16 protein-coding genes are annotated in these 19,269 nt (G+C 60.7%); 6 read left to right on the top strand and 10 right to left on the bottom strand.

Features of this window, described 5'->3' with window-relative positions:
- Positions 1–296: 296 nt before the first annotated feature.
- The 7 genes from K0H48_RS01265 to gap form a co-directional block, all read right to left on the bottom strand.
- A complete protein-coding gene (locus K0H48_RS01265) occupies positions 297–2,435 on the bottom strand; it encodes a methyl-accepting chemotaxis protein (protein ID WP_219266014.1) in 2,139 nt (712 codons plus the stop codon).
- 139 nt (positions 2,436–2,574) lie between these two features.
- A complete protein-coding gene (locus tag K0H48_RS01260; RefSeq protein WP_017139762.1) occupies positions 2,575–2,976 on the bottom strand; it encodes a YbaN family protein in 402 nt (133 codons plus the stop codon).
- A gap of 156 nt (positions 2,977–3,132) precedes the next feature.
- Positions 3,133–3,741: a biliverdin-producing heme oxygenase gene (locus K0H48_RS01255; RefSeq protein ID WP_219266012.1), complete on the bottom strand. Its 609-nt coding sequence runs from the start codon at positions 3,739–3,741 to the stop codon at positions 3,133–3,135.
- A gap of 135 nt (positions 3,742–3,876) precedes the next feature.
- A complete protein-coding gene (locus tag K0H48_RS01250) occupies positions 3,877–6,441 on the bottom strand; it encodes a TonB-dependent receptor (protein WP_219266003.1) in 2,565 nt (854 codons plus the stop codon).
- Between the two features lie 116 nt (positions 6,442–6,557).
- Positions 6,558–7,526: a FecR domain-containing protein gene (locus tag K0H48_RS01245; RefSeq protein WP_200433062.1), complete on the bottom strand. Its 969-nt coding sequence runs from the start codon at positions 7,524–7,526 to the stop codon at positions 6,558–6,560.
- Positions 7,527–7,600: 74 nt separating this feature from the next.
- Positions 7,601–8,119 (bottom strand): RNA polymerase sigma factor, encoded by a 519-nt coding sequence (locus K0H48_RS01240; protein WP_200433061.1) that lies wholly within the window; start codon positions 8,117–8,119, stop codon positions 7,601–7,603.
- Positions 8,120–8,339: 220 nt separating this feature from the next.
- Positions 8,340–9,341: a type I glyceraldehyde-3-phosphate dehydrogenase gene (gene gap / locus K0H48_RS01235; protein ID WP_138814009.1), complete on the bottom strand. Its 1,002-nt coding sequence runs from the start codon at positions 9,339–9,341 to the stop codon at positions 8,340–8,342.
- Between the two features lie 221 nt (positions 9,342–9,562).
- Between gap and edd the strand changes: the two genes are divergently transcribed.
- The 4 genes from edd (at position 9,563) to K0H48_RS01215 (ending at position 14,689) form a co-directional block, all read left to right on the top strand.
- On the top strand, positions 9,563–11,389 hold the full coding sequence (gene edd, locus K0H48_RS01230) for a phosphogluconate dehydratase (protein WP_122527253.1): 1,827 nt from the start codon (positions 9,563–9,565) through the stop codon (positions 11,387–11,389).
- Entirely contained in the window at positions 11,386–12,342 is a 957-nt protein-coding gene (locus K0H48_RS01225) for a glucokinase (protein ID WP_219266001.1), read from the top strand. The genes edd and K0H48_RS01225 overlap by 4 nt, the downstream gene beginning before the upstream one ends.
- Before the next feature lie 153 nt (positions 12,343–12,495).
- Positions 12,496–13,230, top strand: coding sequence for a response regulator (locus K0H48_RS01220; RefSeq protein WP_017139770.1), 735 nt, complete (start codon positions 12,496–12,498; stop codon positions 13,228–13,230).
- A complete protein-coding gene (locus tag K0H48_RS01215) occupies positions 13,220–14,689 on the top strand; it encodes an ATP-binding protein (protein ID WP_056858658.1) in 1,470 nt (489 codons plus the stop codon). Before K0H48_RS01220 ends, K0H48_RS01215 begins: the two co-directional genes overlap by 11 nt.
- 120 nt (positions 14,690–14,809) lie before the next feature.
- Here K0H48_RS01215 and K0H48_RS01210 read toward each other — a convergent pair whose 3' ends face one another.
- Positions 14,810–15,739 carry an AraC family transcriptional regulator gene (locus K0H48_RS01210; protein WP_200433056.1) on the bottom strand — a complete coding sequence of 310 codons (930 nt, stop codon included), beginning with the start codon at positions 15,737–15,739 and terminating at the stop codon, positions 14,810–14,812.
- Between the two features lie 328 nt (positions 15,740–16,067).
- Here K0H48_RS01210 and K0H48_RS01205 point away from each other — a divergent pair, with 328 nt between their 5' ends.
- Both K0H48_RS01205 and K0H48_RS01200 read left to right on the top strand, forming a co-directional pair.
- Positions 16,068–16,409: an antibiotic biosynthesis monooxygenase family protein gene (locus K0H48_RS01205; protein ID WP_138814013.1), complete on the top strand. Its 342-nt coding sequence runs from the start codon at positions 16,068–16,070 to the stop codon at positions 16,407–16,409.
- Positions 16,410–16,417: 8 nt separating this feature from the next.
- The gene (locus K0H48_RS01200; RefSeq protein ID WP_219265994.1) at positions 16,418–16,696 is read left to right on the top strand and encodes a hypothetical protein; all 279 of its coding nucleotides are present in this window, start codon (positions 16,418–16,420) and stop codon (positions 16,694–16,696) included.
- 161 nt (positions 16,697–16,857) lie between these two features.
- Here the strand turns inward: K0H48_RS01200 and K0H48_RS01195 are convergent, their stop codons facing one another.
- Positions 16,858–17,478 carry a flavin reductase family protein gene (locus K0H48_RS01195; protein ID WP_219265992.1) on the bottom strand — a complete coding sequence of 207 codons (621 nt, stop codon included), beginning with the start codon at positions 17,476–17,478 and terminating at the stop codon, positions 16,858–16,860.
- Positions 17,479–17,660: 182 nt separating this feature from the next.
- Positions 17,661–18,980 carry an MFS transporter gene (locus K0H48_RS01190; RefSeq protein WP_219265990.1) on the bottom strand — a complete coding sequence of 440 codons (1,320 nt, stop codon included), beginning with the start codon at positions 18,978–18,980 and terminating at the stop codon, positions 17,661–17,663.
- Between the last annotated feature and the right edge of the window lie 289 nt (positions 18,981–19,269).

Below are 19,269 nucleotides of genomic sequence, written 5' to 3'. Positions count from 1 at the left end.
CGGCTAACCCGGCGTCCTGCCGGGTTACCCACGGATTCAAGCCTGCGTTCGGCCATCGTGGTTAACGGGGCGCCTCAGATCAAGATCAAGATCTACAGCACGGCGGCCTGAAAGCCGACCTGAGTGGTTGAATCAAAAGCCAGATCAAGTGCAAAGCAACAGCCTGTCTACCTGATGCAACGCGGGCTAAATGTGGGAGCGGGCTTGCTCGCGAATGCGGTGGGTCAGTCAATTCATCTGTAACTGACCCACCGTATTCGCGAGCAAGCCCGCTCCCACAGGGATCGCATGGTTTTCTACACCTTGAACTGGTCCATCAACTTCATCTGCTGGGTCGCCAGCGCATTCAGTTGGCTGCTGATGGCCGCCGATTCGGTGGCCTGGCCGGTGAGGGTTTCGGTCACGGTGCGGATCGCCGAGACGTTGCGGTTGACCTCTTCGGCCACGGCGCTCTGTTGTTCGGCGGCGCTGGCGATCTGCAGGTTCATGTCGCTGATCACCGTCACCGCATCGCTGATCTTGCCCAGCGCCTGCACCGCTTGATGGATCTGCCCGGCATTGCTCTGGGCCTGCTGTTGGCTGGAATGCATGGTCGCCACCACGCCACGGGTGCCGCTCTGGATGCGCTCGATCACCAGGCGAATTTCCTCCACCGAGTCCTGAGTCCGTTTGGCCAGGTTGCGCACCTCGTCGGCCACCACCGCAAACCCGCGCCCGCTTTCGCCGGCGCGTGCGGCTTCGATGGCGGCGTTCAGCGCCAGCAGGTTGGTCTGCTCGGCAATGCTGCGGATCACTTCCAGCACCGAGCCGATCTGTTCGCTGTTGACCGCCAGCGCTTCAACTTCGGTCACGGCCTTGCTGACTTCTTCGGCCAGGGTGGTGATGTCGCGGGTGCTCTGCTCAATGATCGACATGCCGTCACGCGCCGACTGGTCTGCACCGCGTGCGGCGCTGGCAGCGTTGGAGGCGCTGTTGGCCACATCATGGGCGGTGGCGCTCATCTCGTTGGAGGCGGTGGCGACCTGGTCGATCTCGCGGAACTGCACCTGCATGCCTTCGCTGGTCTGGCGGGCGATGGCTGAGGACTGGTCTGCCGTGCCACGTGCTTCAGTGATGCTCTGCTTGATCTGCGCAATGGTCGGTTGCAGCTTGTCGAGGAAGCGGTTGAACCAGTTCGCCAACTCGCCCAGTTCGTCCTTCTTGGCGTAGGCCAGGCGCTGGGTGAGGTCGCCTTCGCCGCTGGCGATGTTTTTGAGCATCGCCGCCACGGTGTTGATCGGGCGGGTCACGCCGGTGGCGGTCAGCCAGATCAGCAGCAGGCCGAGCAGGGCAGCGGCGGCGCCGACCAGCAGGGCCTTGAGCGTGCCCGAGGCCTGGGCTTTGTCGAGCACGTCTTGCAGTTTCAAGGTGTCGGCCAGCATCACGTTCTTGGGCAGTTTGATCACGATGCCCCAGGCCTTGGCGTCAGCAATCGGTTTGACCGGGTACACGGCGCGGATCGTATCATCTTGCTCACGGATCGTGCGTGTATCGTTGGCCAGCAGTTGCACGATTTCCTTGCCTTCCCCGCCGATGGTGTCGATCAGGTTTTTGCCGACTTTGTCCGGCTGGCCGCTGTACGCTGCAATCAAGCCGGTGCTGGACAGAATCTCCAGGTGCGCCGCGCCGTCGAACAGTTCTTTTTGCGCCGCGTCCGTCATCGCCTGCAGCGTATTGAGCGCCAGGTCGATACCGACCACACCGATGACTTTGCCGTCGACGATCAGCGGCAGCGAAATAGTGGTCATCAGCACCTGCTTGCCAGCCACTTCATCGGAATACGGGTCGAGCAGGCACACCGTGCGCGTGTCCCGTGGGCAGGTGTACCAGATGTTGTAGGGCGTGCCACTGAGGTTGAGGGTGGTTTTGGTCAGGTCATCCTCGACCATCACGGTGTTCAATCCTTCGCCGCCAGCGCGGCTCCAGTAGCTGGAGAAACGGCCTTTTTCATTGGAGACGCGGGTTTTGTCGTTGACGAAGTCGCTGTCTTTGCCATCCAGGCCATTGGGTTCGAATGACAGCCAGATGCCCAGCACCTTGCTGTTGCGCTCAAAGGCGGTTTTGACACTCTGGTTGAGCTCTTCTCGCAATGCGCCGGGTTCCAGCGCTCGCTTGTTGGCGAGGGCACGCAGGTCTTTGACGTGATCGGCCAGCGCGGTTATCACTACCAGGCTTTCGCCAAAGGTTTTCTGCAGTTGCACGGCTTGTTCCCCGGCCTTGGCCTGCAACAGGTTCTGCACACTGTTGGTGAGCATTCGCGAGCTTGAATCGCTGACCAAGTGGTTGTTCTGGTCGGCCTCGTAGAGGTTGATGCCGACAATCAGCGCGATCACCCCTATGAGGCAAAGGCCCGACAGCAGCACGATTTTCAAGCGGATGGAGAGGGTGTCGAACATAGGTTCACTCGCGATAGGACTTGTTGAAATGCAAGCAGGGCGAGCCAAGTCCATTCGGCGCTATGTCCGGAACATCGGCGTAACTGGATGTTTCATGAGGGAAAGGCGATGAGCGGTAGGAAAAGGACTACGCGCCGCGTTATACGGGGGCTGCAAGCCGTTCCGGACGAGACCAGATCCACAGGTTACCCAGGCTCATCCCGGCAATCGCCAGGTAGATCGGCCAGCCGTGATCGAGCATCACCAGCATCAGCACGGCACACAGCAGCATGCTCACGGTGGCACTGACTTTGGCGCGGCGCGCGATGATCTTGCCATTGCGCCAGTTGAACAGAATAGGGCCGAACAGCCGGTGGTTTTCCAGCCAGGCGCTTAGGCGCGGCGAGCTTTTAGTCGCAGCCCAGGCGGCCAGCAGGATGAATTCGGTGGTGGGCAAACCCGGTATGACAATCGCCACCAACCCAATGCCCAGGCTGACGTAGGCCAGCAGGCCGAAGAGCAGCTGGGCGATTTTTGAGGTGGATTGGGTTTTACCGGTCATGGGTCGGGTGATCACAAAAATCAGTTTGAAATGAGTTCCAAATGTGGGAGCGGGCTTGCTCGCGAATACGGTGTGTCAGTCAATAAATTTATTAGCTGAACGACCGCTTTCGCGAGCAAGCCCGCTCCCACATTTGATTGCATTTCAATTCAAGTGTTACGCCAGTTCAGGGGCGCTAGCGTACGCCTGTTCCAGCAGCACGGTGAAGCGCACAAACGCATCGATTGCACCTTTCTCCGCCGCCGCTTCTTCTTCAGCGCTGAATTCCAGGCCGTCGAGGGTGCGGGTGAAGCTTTTCCAGCCTTCAGCGCGGCCACCGGCCGGCTCGCCCAGGTGACGGGCACCGAAGGTTTCGCTCAGGCCCAGGCCCACGGCGCGCTTGATCAGGAACGCAGCGCCCAGCTTGGAGCCTTCGGATACGAACAACCAGCCCAGGGCTTCGGCTTTGCTCGGGTTTTTCACGGCGCCGGCAACCTGTGCAGGCACGTCGGTTTCCAGGTCGGCCAGGTCCAGCTTGGCGGCGTCGGCACGGCAGCGTGCGGCCAGGTCCGGGACAATCTTGATCAGCTCGGGGTCGTTGTACAGCGCCACCAGTTCCGACTGGAACAGGTACTGCGCCACCACAAAACGGGCGAAATTGGCTGGGGTTTCAAACGGCGCATGGGCTTTGACCAGCGCGTCGAGCTTGGTGTGTGGCGAGTGGGTGATCTGGTTCAGGCGCTGGGAGCGCAGGCTTGGGCGTTCTGCGGTAGGAGAAGCGGTCATCGAAAAAATCCTTGAGAAGGGGAGCGCCTGGGTGCTCTAAAGAGAGCTGTTATCAACTAGACGAACAAGAAGACGCGGCACAGTAAAAAAACCTCACCTCGCCGCTGATAAAGGGCGGCGAGGTGAGAGCGGCGGTCAGATGTCCCAGATCAGGTTGATCGCGAAGTTGCGACCCGGCTGGGTCAGGCGGTCGAGGTTGGCGGGCGCGGTCACGCCGGCTTCGCCGACGCCGTCGTAGCTGCGCACGTCATCCCAGTTCCAGTACTTCTTGTCGGTGAGGTTGTAGAGGCCGCCGTTGATGGTCACGTCGTTGGTGACTTTGTAGAAACCGGTGAGGTCGACGATGCCAAAGCCTGGGGTCTTGAACGGAGCGCTGGTGCTGCCGTCCGGTGCGTGGAAGGTGGTGCTGTCGACACGGTTCTGTTTCTTCACCAGCGTCCAGCTGACCAGCGCGCCGTATTGCTCTTGCTCGTAGCCCAGGCCGAATACGCCCTTAAGCGGGTTGACGCTGTTGAGCGGCTCGCCGTTGTCGTCGTTGCGGCCGTAGGTGTAGCCCACCGAACCTTGGGTGTAGAGGCCCTGCGGCGCACCGAACGCGTCGAGGTTCAGGCGGCCTTTGGCCTCAATCCCCTTGATGGTGGCGTGCTTGATGTTGTTGGCTTCGAAGGTTTGGATATCGCCGCCGGCGACCGAGGCGTCTTCGTCGATAAAGTCGCGGTACTTGTTGTAGAACACCGCGATGTCGAAGGAGCCTTCATCAAACTGGCCACGAATCCCGGTCTCGATGCCCTTGCTGGTTTCCGGCTTGAGGTTCGGGTTTGGTTCGACCGTGTAGCCCAGGTTGAGGTTTTCAAAGCGGCCATAAAGCGCCTTGGCCGACGGGGTGCGGAAGCCTTCGGCGTATTGGCCGAACCAGGTGTACTGATCGGTCAGCGCATAGGTCAGGCCGAATTTTGGCGTTACGCGGTGCCAGGTTTTTTCTTTGTCACTGACCGGGTAGGCGCCGGTCGGGTTCACGGTGTTGAGGAATTCCTGGGTCAGCTTGGGCTTGAGCCGGGTGTAGTCATAACGCACGGCAGGCAGGAAGGTCCATTTGTCCCAGGTGATCTGGTCCTGGGCGAACAGCGAGTAGGTGTTGATGGTCGGGTCCGGGAAGTCGCTGGACTTCTTCACGCTGTCGCCGGCAGACGGGCTGGGCGCGCCGATCGCCGTGCAGCCTGAGCCGACGGCGAGGCAGTAGGCCGAGCCTTCGCGTGAGCCGCTGACTTTCTGCTGCTTGAGGGTGGTGCCGTAGGTGACCTGGTGATCGGTTTCACCGAGGCTGAACGCCTTGTCCAGCTGGGCGTCGAAGACCCACTGTTTTTCTTCATAGAGGGTGTCACGGGTGCGCATGACGCGGCGCGATGGCTGGTAGATTTCAGCGGTGCTTTGGTCGGTTTTGGCGATCTGGTAGTTGAGGCTGGTCTTGATCTGATCGGCAATCGGCGAGTCGAGGGCGAAGCGGTTTTCGATGCCGAAGCGCTCACGGGTGATGGTGTCGTTACCCGAACGCCCACGGTAGAAATTAAAGCCGCGCCCGCCGACGAAGGGGCCGCCCACAGCGTTCTTCAGATTGACGTCGCGATCATCCTTGAACTTCTCGTAGGTCAATCCCAGCCGATTGTCATCGCCATAATTCCAGCCCATTTTGGCCAGGATATTGGTGGTGCGCGCATCTTCCGGGTTGGCGCCGGTGCGGGCCAGGCCGGTGGCGTTGTTGCCGTCGTAGGACTCCATTTCATGGCCATTGCGCTGGCTCAGATGCAGCAAACCGTCGAAGTCCTGCACGCGGCCGGCGACGGTGCCGGAGGTCAGCCAGCTGTCGTCGGCGGAGCTGTAGCCGGTTTTGAGGCGGGCGCCGACGTCCTGGCCGGGCTTGATGATGTCGTCCGGGTCGAGGGTGAAGTAGCTCACCGCGCCGCCGATGGCGCTGCTGCCGTACAGGGCAGAAGCCGGGCCGCGCAGGATCTCCACGCGCTTGACGATTTCCGGGTCGACGTAGTTGCGGCGGGTCTTGGCGTAAGGGCCGTTGAAGAAGTTGTCCGGCACTTCCACGCCGTCCACCTGAGTGAGGATGCGGTCGCCGTCGATGCCACGGATGTTGTAGCCGGCGTTGCTGGCGCGGGTACCTGCGCCGCCGACCGACACGTTGGGCTCGTAACGCACCAGTTCACGGATGGTGTTGACGTTCTGGCGGTCCAGCTCTTCACGCGCATGCACAGTGACGGTGCTTGGCACGCTGTTGACGTCCTGCTCACTGCGGGTGGCGCTGATGGTCACCTGTTGCAGGTTGAGCGTGCTGCCGGCCGGGCGCTTTTCCAGCACGATGTTGTTATTGCCCAACTTGCGGTAGCTCAGGTTGGTGCCCAGCAACAGCCGGTCCAGGGCTTTTTCCGGCGAGAGTGCGCCGCTCACGCCGGGGGACGACACACCCTGGCCCAGTTCTGCCGGCAGGCCGACTTGCCAGCCGGTCACGCTGGTAAAGGCATTCAACGCCGACACCAATGGCTGCTGTTCGATACTGAAGCTGTAATTGCCGTGGCTGCGCGCGGCAGGTTCGGCGGCAGTCGCGGCCATCACCGGCGCGCTGGCCAGCAGGATGGCGGCGGTTAGCAGCGACAGGACGGGCGATGAGGACCGGCGGTTGAAACGAGAGGACATCGAGAGCGCTCCGGGGATACGAATCTTATAGTTGCGAACCGAATCAAATAGGAATCAGTTGCATTGGCTATAACGAGACGAACCACCGGTGATTATCGAGTAAAAATAATTCTCATTTAGTTCAAGATGACCAGCGCCGGGTATTCCGAGAGCTTGGCCGAGGTGATGTGTGCCAGCGAGCGCACCACATCCAGCGGTTGGTCGAGGCGGTAATTGCCAGTGACGGCAACGCTTGCAAGCTTGTCGTTGGTGTTGACGATCCAACCGGGGTAATAGCGACGCAACTCGGCGAGCACTTCGCTCATAGGGCAGTTTTCGAATACCAGGCGACCCTGCACCCACGCCAAGTCTTTACTGGCATCCAGCTTTGCCGGTTGGCCGAAGCCTTTGGGGCCGATGCGGATACTCTCACCGGCGCTCAGGCGCACGCGTGCATCGTCGAAGGTGTTGCTCAAGTCGACGTCGCCGCGCTGCACCTGCACCTGGGCTTCGCCATTGAGGTAGCGCACGGCGAAGTCGGTGTCGCGCACGCTGGCGCGTACGGGACCGGCGTCAATCTCCAGCGGCAGGCCACGGCTGGGCGCCACTTCAAAAAAAGCTTCGCCCTGGAACAGTCGGGCGACGCGCTGGTGGTCCTTGATACTGCTGGAAAACGCCGAGTTGGTGTTGAGCAACACTTTTGAGCCGTCATCCAATTGCAGGCGCTGACGTTCACCGACGACGGTGAGGTGGTCCGCTTGCAGGCGCACCGGCAGGTTGCTGAAGCTGAACAGGCCGATCAGCAGCACAGCGGCGGTAGCCAGGGGTTTCCAATGCGGCTTGATACGCCGCCACGCGCTGGGTTTGCGCGGCACTGCCAGGGCCACGGCGGCGCTGTGTACCGGCGCGCCGCCCCAGGCGGCCTGGGCCTTGCTGAAGGCGAGCAGGTGCGCCGGGTCGCTGGCAAGCCACGCATCGAACTCGGCTTGTTGCCCGGGTTGCGGGCATTGCAAGGCGATCAGCCAATCGAGGGCTTGGTCCATGGCCGTGTCTTGCAGCACCTCATGAGCCAGCTCATGGGGGCGCAGTTTATTCGGGTCCGTCACGGTGTTCCTCGGGTCTTCGCCACGTTCTATTCATCGTTCCTGCAGGCAGTGTCGACACTTCTGTCGGGTGAAGCTTAAGGCTGATCCAGCCGTTCGGCCACTCCTACACAGATAGCCATGATCAATTTCAGTTCCTTTTGCACCGTGCTCAAGGACACCTGCAACTGATCGGCGATCTCCTGGTAGCTGCAGCCATGCAGCCGGCTGAGGATGAAAATCTGCTGCTGGCGGGCACTCAACTGGCCAAGGCTGACGCTCAGGTGTTCGAGCAATTGCTCGGCCTGGGTGGCGTCTTCAGGCGTGCTGATCGGCGCGACGACGCTCTGCAGCACGTCCAATGGCACGTCTTCTTGCAGTGTGCGGGCCTGGATGCGCCGCGAGCGCAGGTGGTCCAGCGCCAGATTGCGCGCGGTTTGGTAGACGAAGGGTTCGAGGTGGTCGATGGGCCGCTCGCTGAGCGCCCGCGTGACGCGCAGGTAGGTTTCCTGCAACAGGTCCTCGGCGGTGCTGTGGTTATTCACCATCCGCTGCAGAGTGCGTAGCAGAATCACCCGTTGGGTGAGAAAGACTTGGTTGAAGCGAGATTGGCTCACAGTGATACCAGACCGGTTTGCAGTTAATGATAATGCTTATCATCAACTCAAATGGCAAGTGGCACTTTGAGATGCTGCGTCGACTCCTGGCTGCTCGTTCCCACGCTCCGCGTGGGAATGCATCCTGTGACGCTCCGCGTCGCCACTTATGCAGCGGGACGCGGAGCGTCCGAGGCAGCATTCCCACGCAGAGCGTGGGAACGATCTGGGATCCGGGAAATTACTCGGCGTTGCAGAGCGCCAGGCAGTTATCCAGCATACGGTTGGAGAAGCCCCACTCGTTGTCGTACCACGCCAGCACTTTGAGCAACTTGCCACTGACCTTGGTGTGATTGGCATCGAAAATCGACGACAGCGGGTTGTGGTTAAAGTCACTCGAAACCAGCGGCAGCGTGTTGTAGCCGAGGATTTTCGAGTGCTGGCTGGCGTCTTTGAGCAGCGCATTGACCTGCTCGGCCGTGGCCTCTTTTTTCAGTGTCACGGTGAGGTCCACCAACGACACGTTGATTACCGGCACACGCACGGCCATGCCGGTCAGCTTGCCCGCCAGTTCCGGCAGTACCAGGCCGACCGCTTCGGCGGCGCCGGTCTTGCTCGGGATCATGTTCTGGGTGGCCGAACGCGCGCGGTACGGGTCGGTGTGGTACACGTCGGTCAGGTTCTGGTCATTGGTGTAGGCGTGAATGGTGGTCATCAGGCCGCTTTCGATGCCCAGTTCGCGGTGCAGCACCTGAGCCACAGGCGCCAGGCAGTTGGTGGTGCATGAAGCGTTGGAGATGATCTGGTGGGATTGACGCAAAATGTCATGGTTTACCCCGTAAACCACGGTGGCGTCGGCGCCTTTGGCCGGGGCCGAGATGATCACCTTGCGCGCACCGGCGGTAATATGGGCGGCCGCCTTGTCGCGGTCGGTGAACAGACCGGTGCATTCGAACACCACATCGATCTTGTGCGCAGCCCATGGCAAGTCGGCCGGGTTGCGAATGGCACTGACGGCGATCCGGTCACCATTGACGGTCAGGCTTTCCTGATCGTGGGCGACCTCTGCTTCGAAAGTGCCATGCACGGTGTCGTATTTGAGCAGGTGGGCATTGATCGAGCTGTCGCCCAGATCATTGATGGCGACGATCTGCAAATCCTGGCGATAGCCTTGGGTATACAGTGCGCGCAGGACATTACGGCCGATACGGCCAAAACCATTGATTGCGATACGAAGAGTCATTGGAAAGTGCCTGTCGTCGATTTGTTGTAAGAATTACAAGATTATTCGCATAAAAATAGAAAACAAGCCTTTTTAGTGGCAATATTTTGTTCAATCTACAACGAGTGACCTGAATCAACTGGTCCGATGATGCAAACGACACCCTGCCATCCCATGAGCTGCGGGCGTTTGATCAGCATAGACACTCAGGTCGCCACATCCGTTAGCCTGGAGTTCTACACATGCATCCCCGCGTTATTGAGGTCACCGAACGGCTTATCGCCCGCAGTCGTGCAACCCGCGAGGCTTACCTTGCGCTCATTCGCGGCGCGGCCAGCGACGGCCCGATGCGCGGTAAGCTGCAATGCGCCAACTTTGCCCACGGCGTGGCCGGCTGCGGCACTGAAGATAAAAATAGTCTGCGCATGATGAATGCCGCCAACGTGGCAATTGTTTCCTCATATAACGACATGCTCTCGGCGCACCAGCCGTACGAACATTTCCCTGAACAAATCAAGAAAGCCCTGCGCGAAGTCGGCTCGGTCGGCCAGTTCGCCGGTGGCACGCCCGCCATGTGCGACGGCGTGACCCAAGGCGAGCCTGGCATGGAGCTGAGCCTGCTGAGCCGCGAAGTGATTGCCATGTCGACGGCGGTAGCGCTGTCCCACAACATGTTCGACGCCGCGCTGATGCTGGGCATCTGCGACAAAATCGTGCCGGGCCTGATGATGGGCGCGTTGCGCTACGGCCATCTACCGATGATCTTCGTACCGGGCGGCCCTATGCCGTCGGGCATCTCCAACAAGCAGAAAGCCGACGTGCGCCAGCGTTACGCCGAAGGCAAGGCCAGCCGCGAAGAGCTGCTGGAATCGGAGATGAAGTCCTACCACAGCCCCGGCACCTGCACCTTCTACGGCACCGCCAATACCAACCAGTTGCTGATGGAAGTGATGGGCCTGCACCTGCCGGGCGCTTCGTTCGTCAACCCGTACACGCCGCTGCGCGATGCGCTGACCCGTGAAGCCGCGCATCAGGTCACGCGCCTGACCAAGGCCAGCGGCGACTTCACGCCGATTGGCGAAATCGTCGACGAGAAGTCCATCGTCAACTCCATCGTCGCCCTCAATGCGACCGGGGGTTCCACCAACCACACCCTGCACATGCCGGCCATCGCCATGTCGGCGGGCATCATCCTCACCTGGCAGGACATGGCCGACCTCTCCGAAGTGGTGCCGACCCTGTCCCACGTGTATCCAAACGGCAAGGCCGACATCAACCACTTCCAGGCAGCGGGCGGCATGTCGTTCCTCATCCGCGAACTGCTCGAAGCCGGCTTGCTTCATGAGGATGTGAACACCGTGGCGGGCAAGGGCCTGAGCCGCTACACCCAGGAACCGTTCCTGGTCGACGGCGAACTGATCTGGCGCGACGGCCCGATCGAAAGCCTCGACGAAACCATCCTGCGCCCCGTAGCCCGTGCATTCTCGCCCGAAGGCGGCTTGCGCGTGATGGAAGGCAACCTCGGCCGTGGCGTGATGAAGGTCTCGGCGGTGGCGCCTGAGCATCAGATCGTCGAAGCACCGGCGGTGGTGTTCCAGGATCAGCAGGATTTGGCCGATGCGTTCAAGGCCGGCCAGCTGGAAAAAGACTTTGTCGCGGTGATGCGCTTCCAGGGGCCGCGCTCCAACGGCATGCCCGAACTGCACAAGATGACGCCGTTCCTCGGCGTGTTGCAGGACCGTGGCTTTAAAGTCGCGTTGGTAACAGACGGGCGTATGTCCGGCGCCTCGGGTAAGATCCCCGCCGCGATTCACGTCAACCCCGAAGCCCAGAGCGGCGGGCCGCTGGCGCGGGTCAAAGATGGCGATATCATTCGCGTCGATGGCGTAAAAGGCACCTTGGAGCTTAAGGTGGACGCCGAAGAATTTGCAGCGCGCACGCCTGCCACGGGCCTGTTGGGCAACAACGTGGGGGCCGGTCGCGAGCTGTTTGCATTTATGCGCTTGGCCGCAAGCTCCGCAGAGCAGGGCGCCAGCGCCTTTACCTCTGCCTTGGAGACGCTTAAGTGAAGCTTGCGCTGGTCGGTGACATCGGTGGTACCAACGCCCGTTTTGCGTTGTGGCGGGATCAGGAACTGCATTCGATCCGCGTGCACGCCACCGCGGATCACCACAGCCCTGAGGAAGCCATCAAGGTTTACCTCAAGGAAGAAGGCCTGGAAATCGGGGACATCGGCGCGGTGTGCCTGTCGGTGGCCGGGCCGGTGAGTGGCGATGAATTTAAATTCACCAACAATCACTGGCGGCTGAGCAAAACTGCGTTTTGCAAAACCTTGCAGGTCGATGAGTTGCTGCTGGTCAATGACTTCACGGCCATGGCCCTGGGCATGACGCGGCTCAAACCCGATGAGTTTCGCGTGGTCTGCCAAGGCACGCCGGAGCCGTTGCGCCCCGCCGTGGTGATCGGCCCGGGCACTGGCCTGGGCGTGGGCACCTTGCTGGACTTGGGCGAAGGCCGTTATGCGGCGCTGCCGGGGGAGGGCGGCCATGTCGACCTGCCGCTGAGCAGCCCGCGTGAAACCCAGTTGTGGCAGCACATCTACAGCGAGATTGGCCACGTCAGCGCCGAGACCGCTTTGAGCGGCGGCGGCCTGCCCCGTGTGTACCGCGCCATTTGTGCGGTCGACGGGCACACGCCGGTGCTGGACACGCCCGAAGCCATTACGGCAGCGGGCCTGGCCGGCGACCCGGTGGCCATGGACGTGTTGAACCAGTTCAGTATCTGGCTGGGCCGTGTGGCCGGTAACAACGTGCTGACCACCGGTGGGCGTGGTGGTGTGTACATCGTGGGCGGGGTGATTCCACGGTTTGCCGACTTCTTTATCAACAGTGGTTTTGCCAAAAGTTTCAGCGACAAGGGCTGCATGAGCGACTACTTCAAAGGCATTCCTGTGTGGTTGGTGACGGCGCCGTATTCCGGGTTGACCGGGGCCGGTGTAGCGCTTGAACAGGCTTTTGCGTAGGGGCTGATGGCCCCTTCGCGAGCAAGCCCGCTCCCACATTCGACTGCATTCCAAAGTTGAAACCCGGTCAAATGTGGGAGCGGGCTTGCTCGCGAAAGCGGCCTCAGGGGCAACAAATGACTTAAGCTTGGCCATAACAACAAGGAGGACCCCGTGAGCGTAATCAGTAAATCGATTCTCCTCGTCGACGACGACCAGGAAATCCGCGAATTGCTGCAGACCTACCTCAGTCGCGCCGGCTTCCAGGTGCGTGGCGTGCCGGATGGCGCGGGGTTCCGTCAGGCGATGAACGAGGCGCCATGCGACCTGGTTATCCTTGATGTGATGTTGCCGGACGAAGACGGTTTCAGCCTCTGCCGCTGGATTCGCCAGCACCCGCGCCAGGCGCAGGTGCCGATCATCATGCTCACCGCCAGTTCCGACGAAGCCGACCGCGTGATCGGCCTGGAGCTGGGCGCCGACGACTATATCGGCAAGCCCTTCAGCCCCCGCGAGCTGCAAGCGCGGATCAAAGCCTTGCTGCGCCGCGCCCAGTTTGGCCAGGAGCGCACGGGCGGCGGCGACGTTCTGGTGTTCGATGAATGGCGCCTGGACATGATCAGCCATCGCCTGTTTCATGTGGACGGCGAAGAGGTGATTCTCTCCGGCGCCGACTTTGCCTTGCTCAAGCTGTTTCTCGATCACCCCCAACAGATTCTCGACCGCGACACCATCGGCAACGCCACCCGTGGCCGCGACCTGATGCCGCTGGACCGTATCGTCGACATGGCGGTGAGCCGGCTGCGCCAACGCCTGCGCGATACCGAAAAACCTCCAAGGCTGATCCGCACGGTGCGTGGCAGCGGTTATCAACTGGCAGCCAGCGTGGTTGCCGGCAATGCCCACTGAGCCGCTGACCGAGCGCCGCCGGCGCTTTCCGGTGCCGCGCTCACTGCTGGGGCGCATGTTACTGCTGACCTTGCTGGTGGTGCTGTTTGCCCAGGCGCTGTCCAGCGTGATCTGGGTTTCGCAGTTGCGCGCCACCCAGCTCGAAGGCCTGGTGACCAGCGCGCGCAGCCTGGCGCATTCGATGACGGCCAGCGTGAGTTATTTCCGTTCGCTGCCGGTTGCCTATCGCCCGTTGGTGCTCGACCAACTGCGCAGCATGGGCGGCACGCGTTTTGTGGTAACCCTCAACGACCGCCCACTGGACATGCAGATTTTGCCGCAAACCCCGCGCAAGCAAGCGGTGCTGCAGGCTGTGGACGAAGTGCTGCGCCAGACCCTGGGCAGCGACGTGCTTATCTCGGTGGAATTCGTCAGTGCCGAAGACCTGCGTATTTTCAACGCGGGCCTCAAGCTCGATGAGCTGCCGCGTTCCTGGGCGCATTACGCCCTGACCCTGGAGCCGGTGAACCCGCCGGTGCTGGTCACACAGATCCAGCTGGCACCCGGCGAATGGTTGTACATCGCCTCGCTGCTGCCCGAGCCCTACACCAGTTTGGAAGAGCAAGGCCTGCCGTCGCAGCAAGTGTGGTTTATCGTGCTGACCAGCGGTTTCCTGTTGCTGTTTATCGGCCTGTTGGTGCACTGGCAAAGCCGGCCGCTCAAGCGCCTGGCCCGCGCAGCGCGGGACATGTCCTTGGGCGCCGATGTAGAGCCGGTGGCCGAAGGCGGCGGCAGTGAAGTGGTGGAGGTCGGCCGTGCATTTAATGCCATGCGCGAACGTATCAGCCGCTACCTCACCGAGCGCAGCCAACTGTTCAGCGCGATTTCCCACGATTTACGCACGCCGATCACGCGCCTGCGCCTGCGCGTGGAGTTGCTCGAAGACGAAAACCTGCAAGCCAAATTCGGCCGCGACCTGGATGAGTTGGAATTGCTGGTCAAGGGCGCGCTGCAATGCGTCAAAGACACCGACATCCACGAGAACATCGAGCCGGTCGACCTCAATCACGTGCTCGACTGCCTGGTGGAGCCGTACCTGGCGCCGAACGGTAACGGCCGCATCACTCAGCACGGCCGGGCGCTGACCCCCTATCCGGGCAAACCGCTGGCGCTCAAGCGCTGCATCGGCAACCTGATCGACAACGCCTTGAAATACGGGCAGAACGCGCATTTGCATATCGAGGACGATGGCGTGGAGTTCATCCTGCATGTGGATGACGAAGGCCCGGGCGTACCGGAGCAGCGTTTGGAACAGGTCTTCGAGCCGCACTTTCGCCTCGCCGGCCAGCAGCAGGGTTATGGCTTGGGCCTGGGCATCGCGCGCAACATTGCCCACAGCCATGGTGGGGAAGTGAGTTTGCAGAATTTGCGCGAAGGGGGTTTGCGGGTGACCCTCCAGTTGCCTCGAACTCTGGACTAATGTGGGAGCTGGCTTGCCTGCGATGCAGGCACCCTGTTCTTTCAGTTAGACCGCGGTGATGCTATCGCAGGCAAGCCAGCTCCCACACAAGCCCGCTCCCACATTTTGATCTCGGTTGAGTCAGATACTCTGGCGCAGCCGGGCCAGATCCCGCAGCGGCGGTGCCCCGAACAACCGGCTGTATTCCCGGCTGAACTGCGACGGGCTCTCATAACCCACCCGATACCCCGCTGCCGACGCTTCCAGCCCTTCGGCAATCATCAATCGCCGCGCTTCCTGCAGGCGCAGTTGCTTCTGGTATTGCAGCGGACTCATCGCCGTAATTGCCTTGAAGCGATGGTGCAAGGTCGAAACACTGAGGTTCACTTCCTTGGCCAGGTCGTCAATGCGCAGCGGTTGTTCGAAGTTGCCATTCAACCATTTGATGGCCTGGCTCACGCGATGGCTCTGACTGTTGGCCACGGCGATTTCATACAACCGATAACCCTGCGGGCCACGTAACAATCGATAGAGAATTTCGCGATTGATGAGCGGCGCGAGCATGGCGATGTCTTTGGGTGTGTCCAGCAGGCGCGCCAGGCGCAGCACGGCGTCCAGCAGTTGATTGTCGATGCGGTCAACGTACATGCCACGCGATGTCGGCCGCGAGGGCACGCCCATCGGGCCCGCCTCGGCGATCAGCGCGGTGAGCTGGGCCGGGTCGATGTTGATGCGCACCGACAGGTTGGGGTCTTGCGGCGTGGCGTCAATGATCCGCCCGGCGACCGGCATCGCCACCGAGAACACCAGATAATTAAGCGGGTCGTAGGCAAAGATTTCGTCGGCCAGGCGCACTTCCTTGCTGCCGCTGGCCAGGATGCACAAGGCGGGTTCGACCAGCACCGGCATGAAATCGCGGGGCGTGTTGTGGCGGTTCAGATACAGCGAGGTAATTGCCGTGCCGTAGGAGCCATCTTCCCAGGTATGACGGTGAACAATGCTGGCCAGCTCGGCGCGTTGTTTTTCCATCTCGGCATCGAGGGGCATTGGCTTGGTTTCGGGCGACGACATAAGGCGTCCTCTACTGACTGCGTGGGTGGGCCAAGCTTAGCGGCGGCTTTTCAAAAAGTGTTACGTCGATTCTGCACAATCCTTGCCTGATCCTGCGACAGGGCCTGAATCAGGCAAGTGCAGGGCCTGTCATCTGCCTGAAACACGGAGTATGCGCATGGAATAAATCCTGGGGGCCAGACGTCTTATCTACGCTTCTCGCAGGATTGTGCAATAAGCCTGCAGGAATCGACTAACTGCGCCCACCTTCGCGCCGCTATCTTTGATCCTGTGGCAACACGCCCTCACAGTGCTTGCCGAGCATCACTTCTCAACGGGAGAGTCGAACATGTCCACCCCCATTCCCGCGAGCCATATGGCCTTTATCCGTGCCCGTACCGGGTGCAGCACCGAACTCGGTGCACGCTTGAGCAGTTTGATCGAACCGGGCCGTCAGGCTCAGGGTTGCCTGCAATTCTCGTTGCAGCATTCCCAGATCGACCCCGATGTATGGCTGGTCTCGGGCTTCTGGAGCAGCGAGCAGGCGATGAGCGCCTACTTCAGTTCCCCTGCCTTGATGATCTTTACTGAGCTGTTGAACGACATGGTAGTGCGCAGCATGGACTTCCAGACCTTCACCGACGCATCCGCCGCACACGCCTACGGTGAGTACCTGCAACTGGCCGGTTAGCGGTTAGAATGGCTGACTTTCCATTGGCCAGGACCTGCAACATGGCACGTAAACAATTTGCCCACCACGAAGCCGTTTCCGCCGTAGTACCGGGTGAAGGGGGCTACAGCGCTGCCGTCGCCGTCAAGGCACTCGATGGCATGGGCGCCCCGCAGTTTCACAAGATCCTGGATGGCCAGAAGTTCAAGACCGCCTCCGACGCCGACGATGCAGCGACGCTGCAACTTGAATGTTTGGTTGATGTGGACGAGGAAGGTCAGTTGGCTTGGGCAACAGCCGCAAACTGAAGCCGAACACTTTATATCGCTCATCAAAAATCAAATGTGGGAGCCGGGCTTGCCCGCGATAGCGGTGTGTCAGCCACCTGATGAGTTGGCTGTCACGCCCTCATCGCGGGCAAGCCCGGCTCCCACAGGGTTCTGTTGTGTTTGTTGGGCAAGTATTCCAATCAGCGCGGGCGATACATCTTGAACAACGCCTCCGGCCCCAGCTGGAAGTAATCCGCCGGGCCACCGCCGCGCAAAATCGGCTCAGCGGCCGCCGTGTCGTAAACCCCATCCTTGAGCAGCCACTTGGCAATGTGCACGGCAACGACCTCACCGAGCACCAGCCAGCTCGGCACCAGTTCTTTATCAGCACGCTGCAGCTGAATGATCTGCGTCACCTTGCATTCAAACGACACCGGGCTTTCGCCCACCCGTGGCACCGCGACGATTTTTGAGGCCACCGGTGTCAGGCCGGCCAACTCGAATTCATTCACGTCCGGCGAAACAGCCGCGCAACTCTGGTTCATCTGCTCGGCCAGCGGGCGGGTTGCCAGGTTCCAGACAAACTCGCCGGTCTGTTCGATGTTGTTCAGGCTGTCTTTGCGCCCGACACTGGAAAACCCAATGATCGGCGGAATGTAGTTGAACGCGTTAAAGAAACTGTAGGGCGCCAGGTTCAGGCGACCCTCGCCGTCGTGTGACGAAATCCAGCCAATCGGCCGTGGCCCGACAATGGCATTGAACGGATCATGGGGCAGGCCGTGGCCGTTGGCGGGTTCGTAGAAATGGATATCGTCGGACATGGCCCAGGGTTCCTGCTACGGAGTTAGAGAGGCGTCATTTTGCACGCAATTATGCAATCAACGAAAACCAAATGTGGGAGCGGGCTTGCCCGCGATGGCGGTGTGTCAGTCAATGAATCCAAGACTGATAAACCGTAATCGCAGGCAAGCCAGCTCCCACATTTTTTTACCGCGCCAAACTTTTAGTCCGTGGTGATGCGCGAGTGTTTACGCGTGTCTTTCATGGTCACGTAAACCACCAGCGACACCGCGATACACGCGGTCACATACCAGTAGTAACCCGTCTCCATGCCGATGTTCTTGAACCACAGCGCAATCACTTCAGCCGTGCCGCCGAAGATCGATACGGTCAGCGCATACGGCAAGCCCACGCCCAGCGCACGGATCTCGGTGGGGAAAAGCTCGGCTTTCACCACCGCGTTGATCGAGGTATAGCCACTGACGATGATCAGCGCCGCCATGATCAGGAAGAACGCACCCCACCAGCTTTGGACGGTGTGCAGGGTGGTGAGGATCGGCACGGTGAACAGCGTGCCGAGGATGCCGAAGGCGATCAGGATCGGCCGGCGACCAACCTTGTCCGACAGGCCGCCAACCAGCGGTTGCAGGCACATGAACAGGAACAGTGTGGCCGCCGAAATGGTGGTGGAGTCGGAGATGCTCATGCCGACCGTGTTCACCAGGTATTTCTGCATGTAGGTGGTGTAGGTGTAGAAGGCCAGGGTGCCGCCCATGGTCAGGCCGACCACGGTCATCACTTCCTTGGGATGACGCATCAAGGTGCGCATTGCGCTTTCCTTGGCTTTTTCCTTCTTGGTGAACGACTCGGTTTCTTCCATGCCGCGACGCAGGAACAACGCGACCACCGCGCACAGGGCGCCGATGGCGAACGGGATGCGCCAGCCCCAGGCATACAGCTGCTCGGTGGTCAGGGTTTGTTGCAGCACGATCAATACCGCCAGCGCGATGAGCTGGCCGGAGATCAGGGTCACGTACTGGAAGCTGGAGAAGAAGCCGCGACGCTCCTTGGTCGCCATCTCACTCAGGTAAGTGGCCGAGGTGCCGTACTCGCCACCGACCGACAGGCCCTGCAGCAAACGTGCGAACACCAGCAGGATCGGCGCGCCGATACCGATGGTGTCGTAGCCCGGCGTCAGCGCGATCAGCAGCGAGCCAAAGCACATCAGCAATACCGAGAACATCAGCGCAGCCTTGCGCCCTTTGTAGTCGGCATACAGGCCCATCAGCCAGCCACCGATCGGGCGCATGATAAAGCCCACGGCAAAGATGGCAGCGGTGTTCATCAACTGTGCGGTGGAGTCGCCGGCGGGGAAGAAGGTCTTGGCGAAGTACAGCGAGAAAGCGGCGTAGACGTACCAGTCGTACCACTCGACCATATTGCCGACGGAGCCACTGAAGATCGATTTGATGCGGCTGGAAGTGGTGCGCTCTTTAGCCGGCACAGCCGCCGACCCCAGAGGCAGGGCGTTGGAGTTATCCATTGAAGGATCCTTCATCTAGTTGTTTTTATGAAGCCGCACGAACGCAGCCTGGTTGGGGCTATAGCAGGAGCTGTGCCAAACAGATAAAGGCCCGGAATAGAAGGGTTACAAGATTTTTTTGAGCGGAAAGTCGCTGATGATTCTTGGGTGATGAGCGGAAAACCGCTTATGGCTTGATTGATCGTTCCCACGCTCTGCTTGATCGTTCCCGCGCTCTGCGTGGGAACGCAGCACGGGACGCTCCGCGTCCGCTCGTCAGGTCGTGACGCGGAGCGTCACAAGAGACGTT

Source organism: Pseudomonas sp. Xaverov 259 (genome assembly GCF_019352915.1).
Taxonomy (GTDB): Bacteria; Pseudomonadota; Gammaproteobacteria; order Pseudomonadales; family Pseudomonadaceae; genus Aquipseudomonas.
This window is presented reverse-complemented; position numbering and strand designations above follow the sequence as displayed.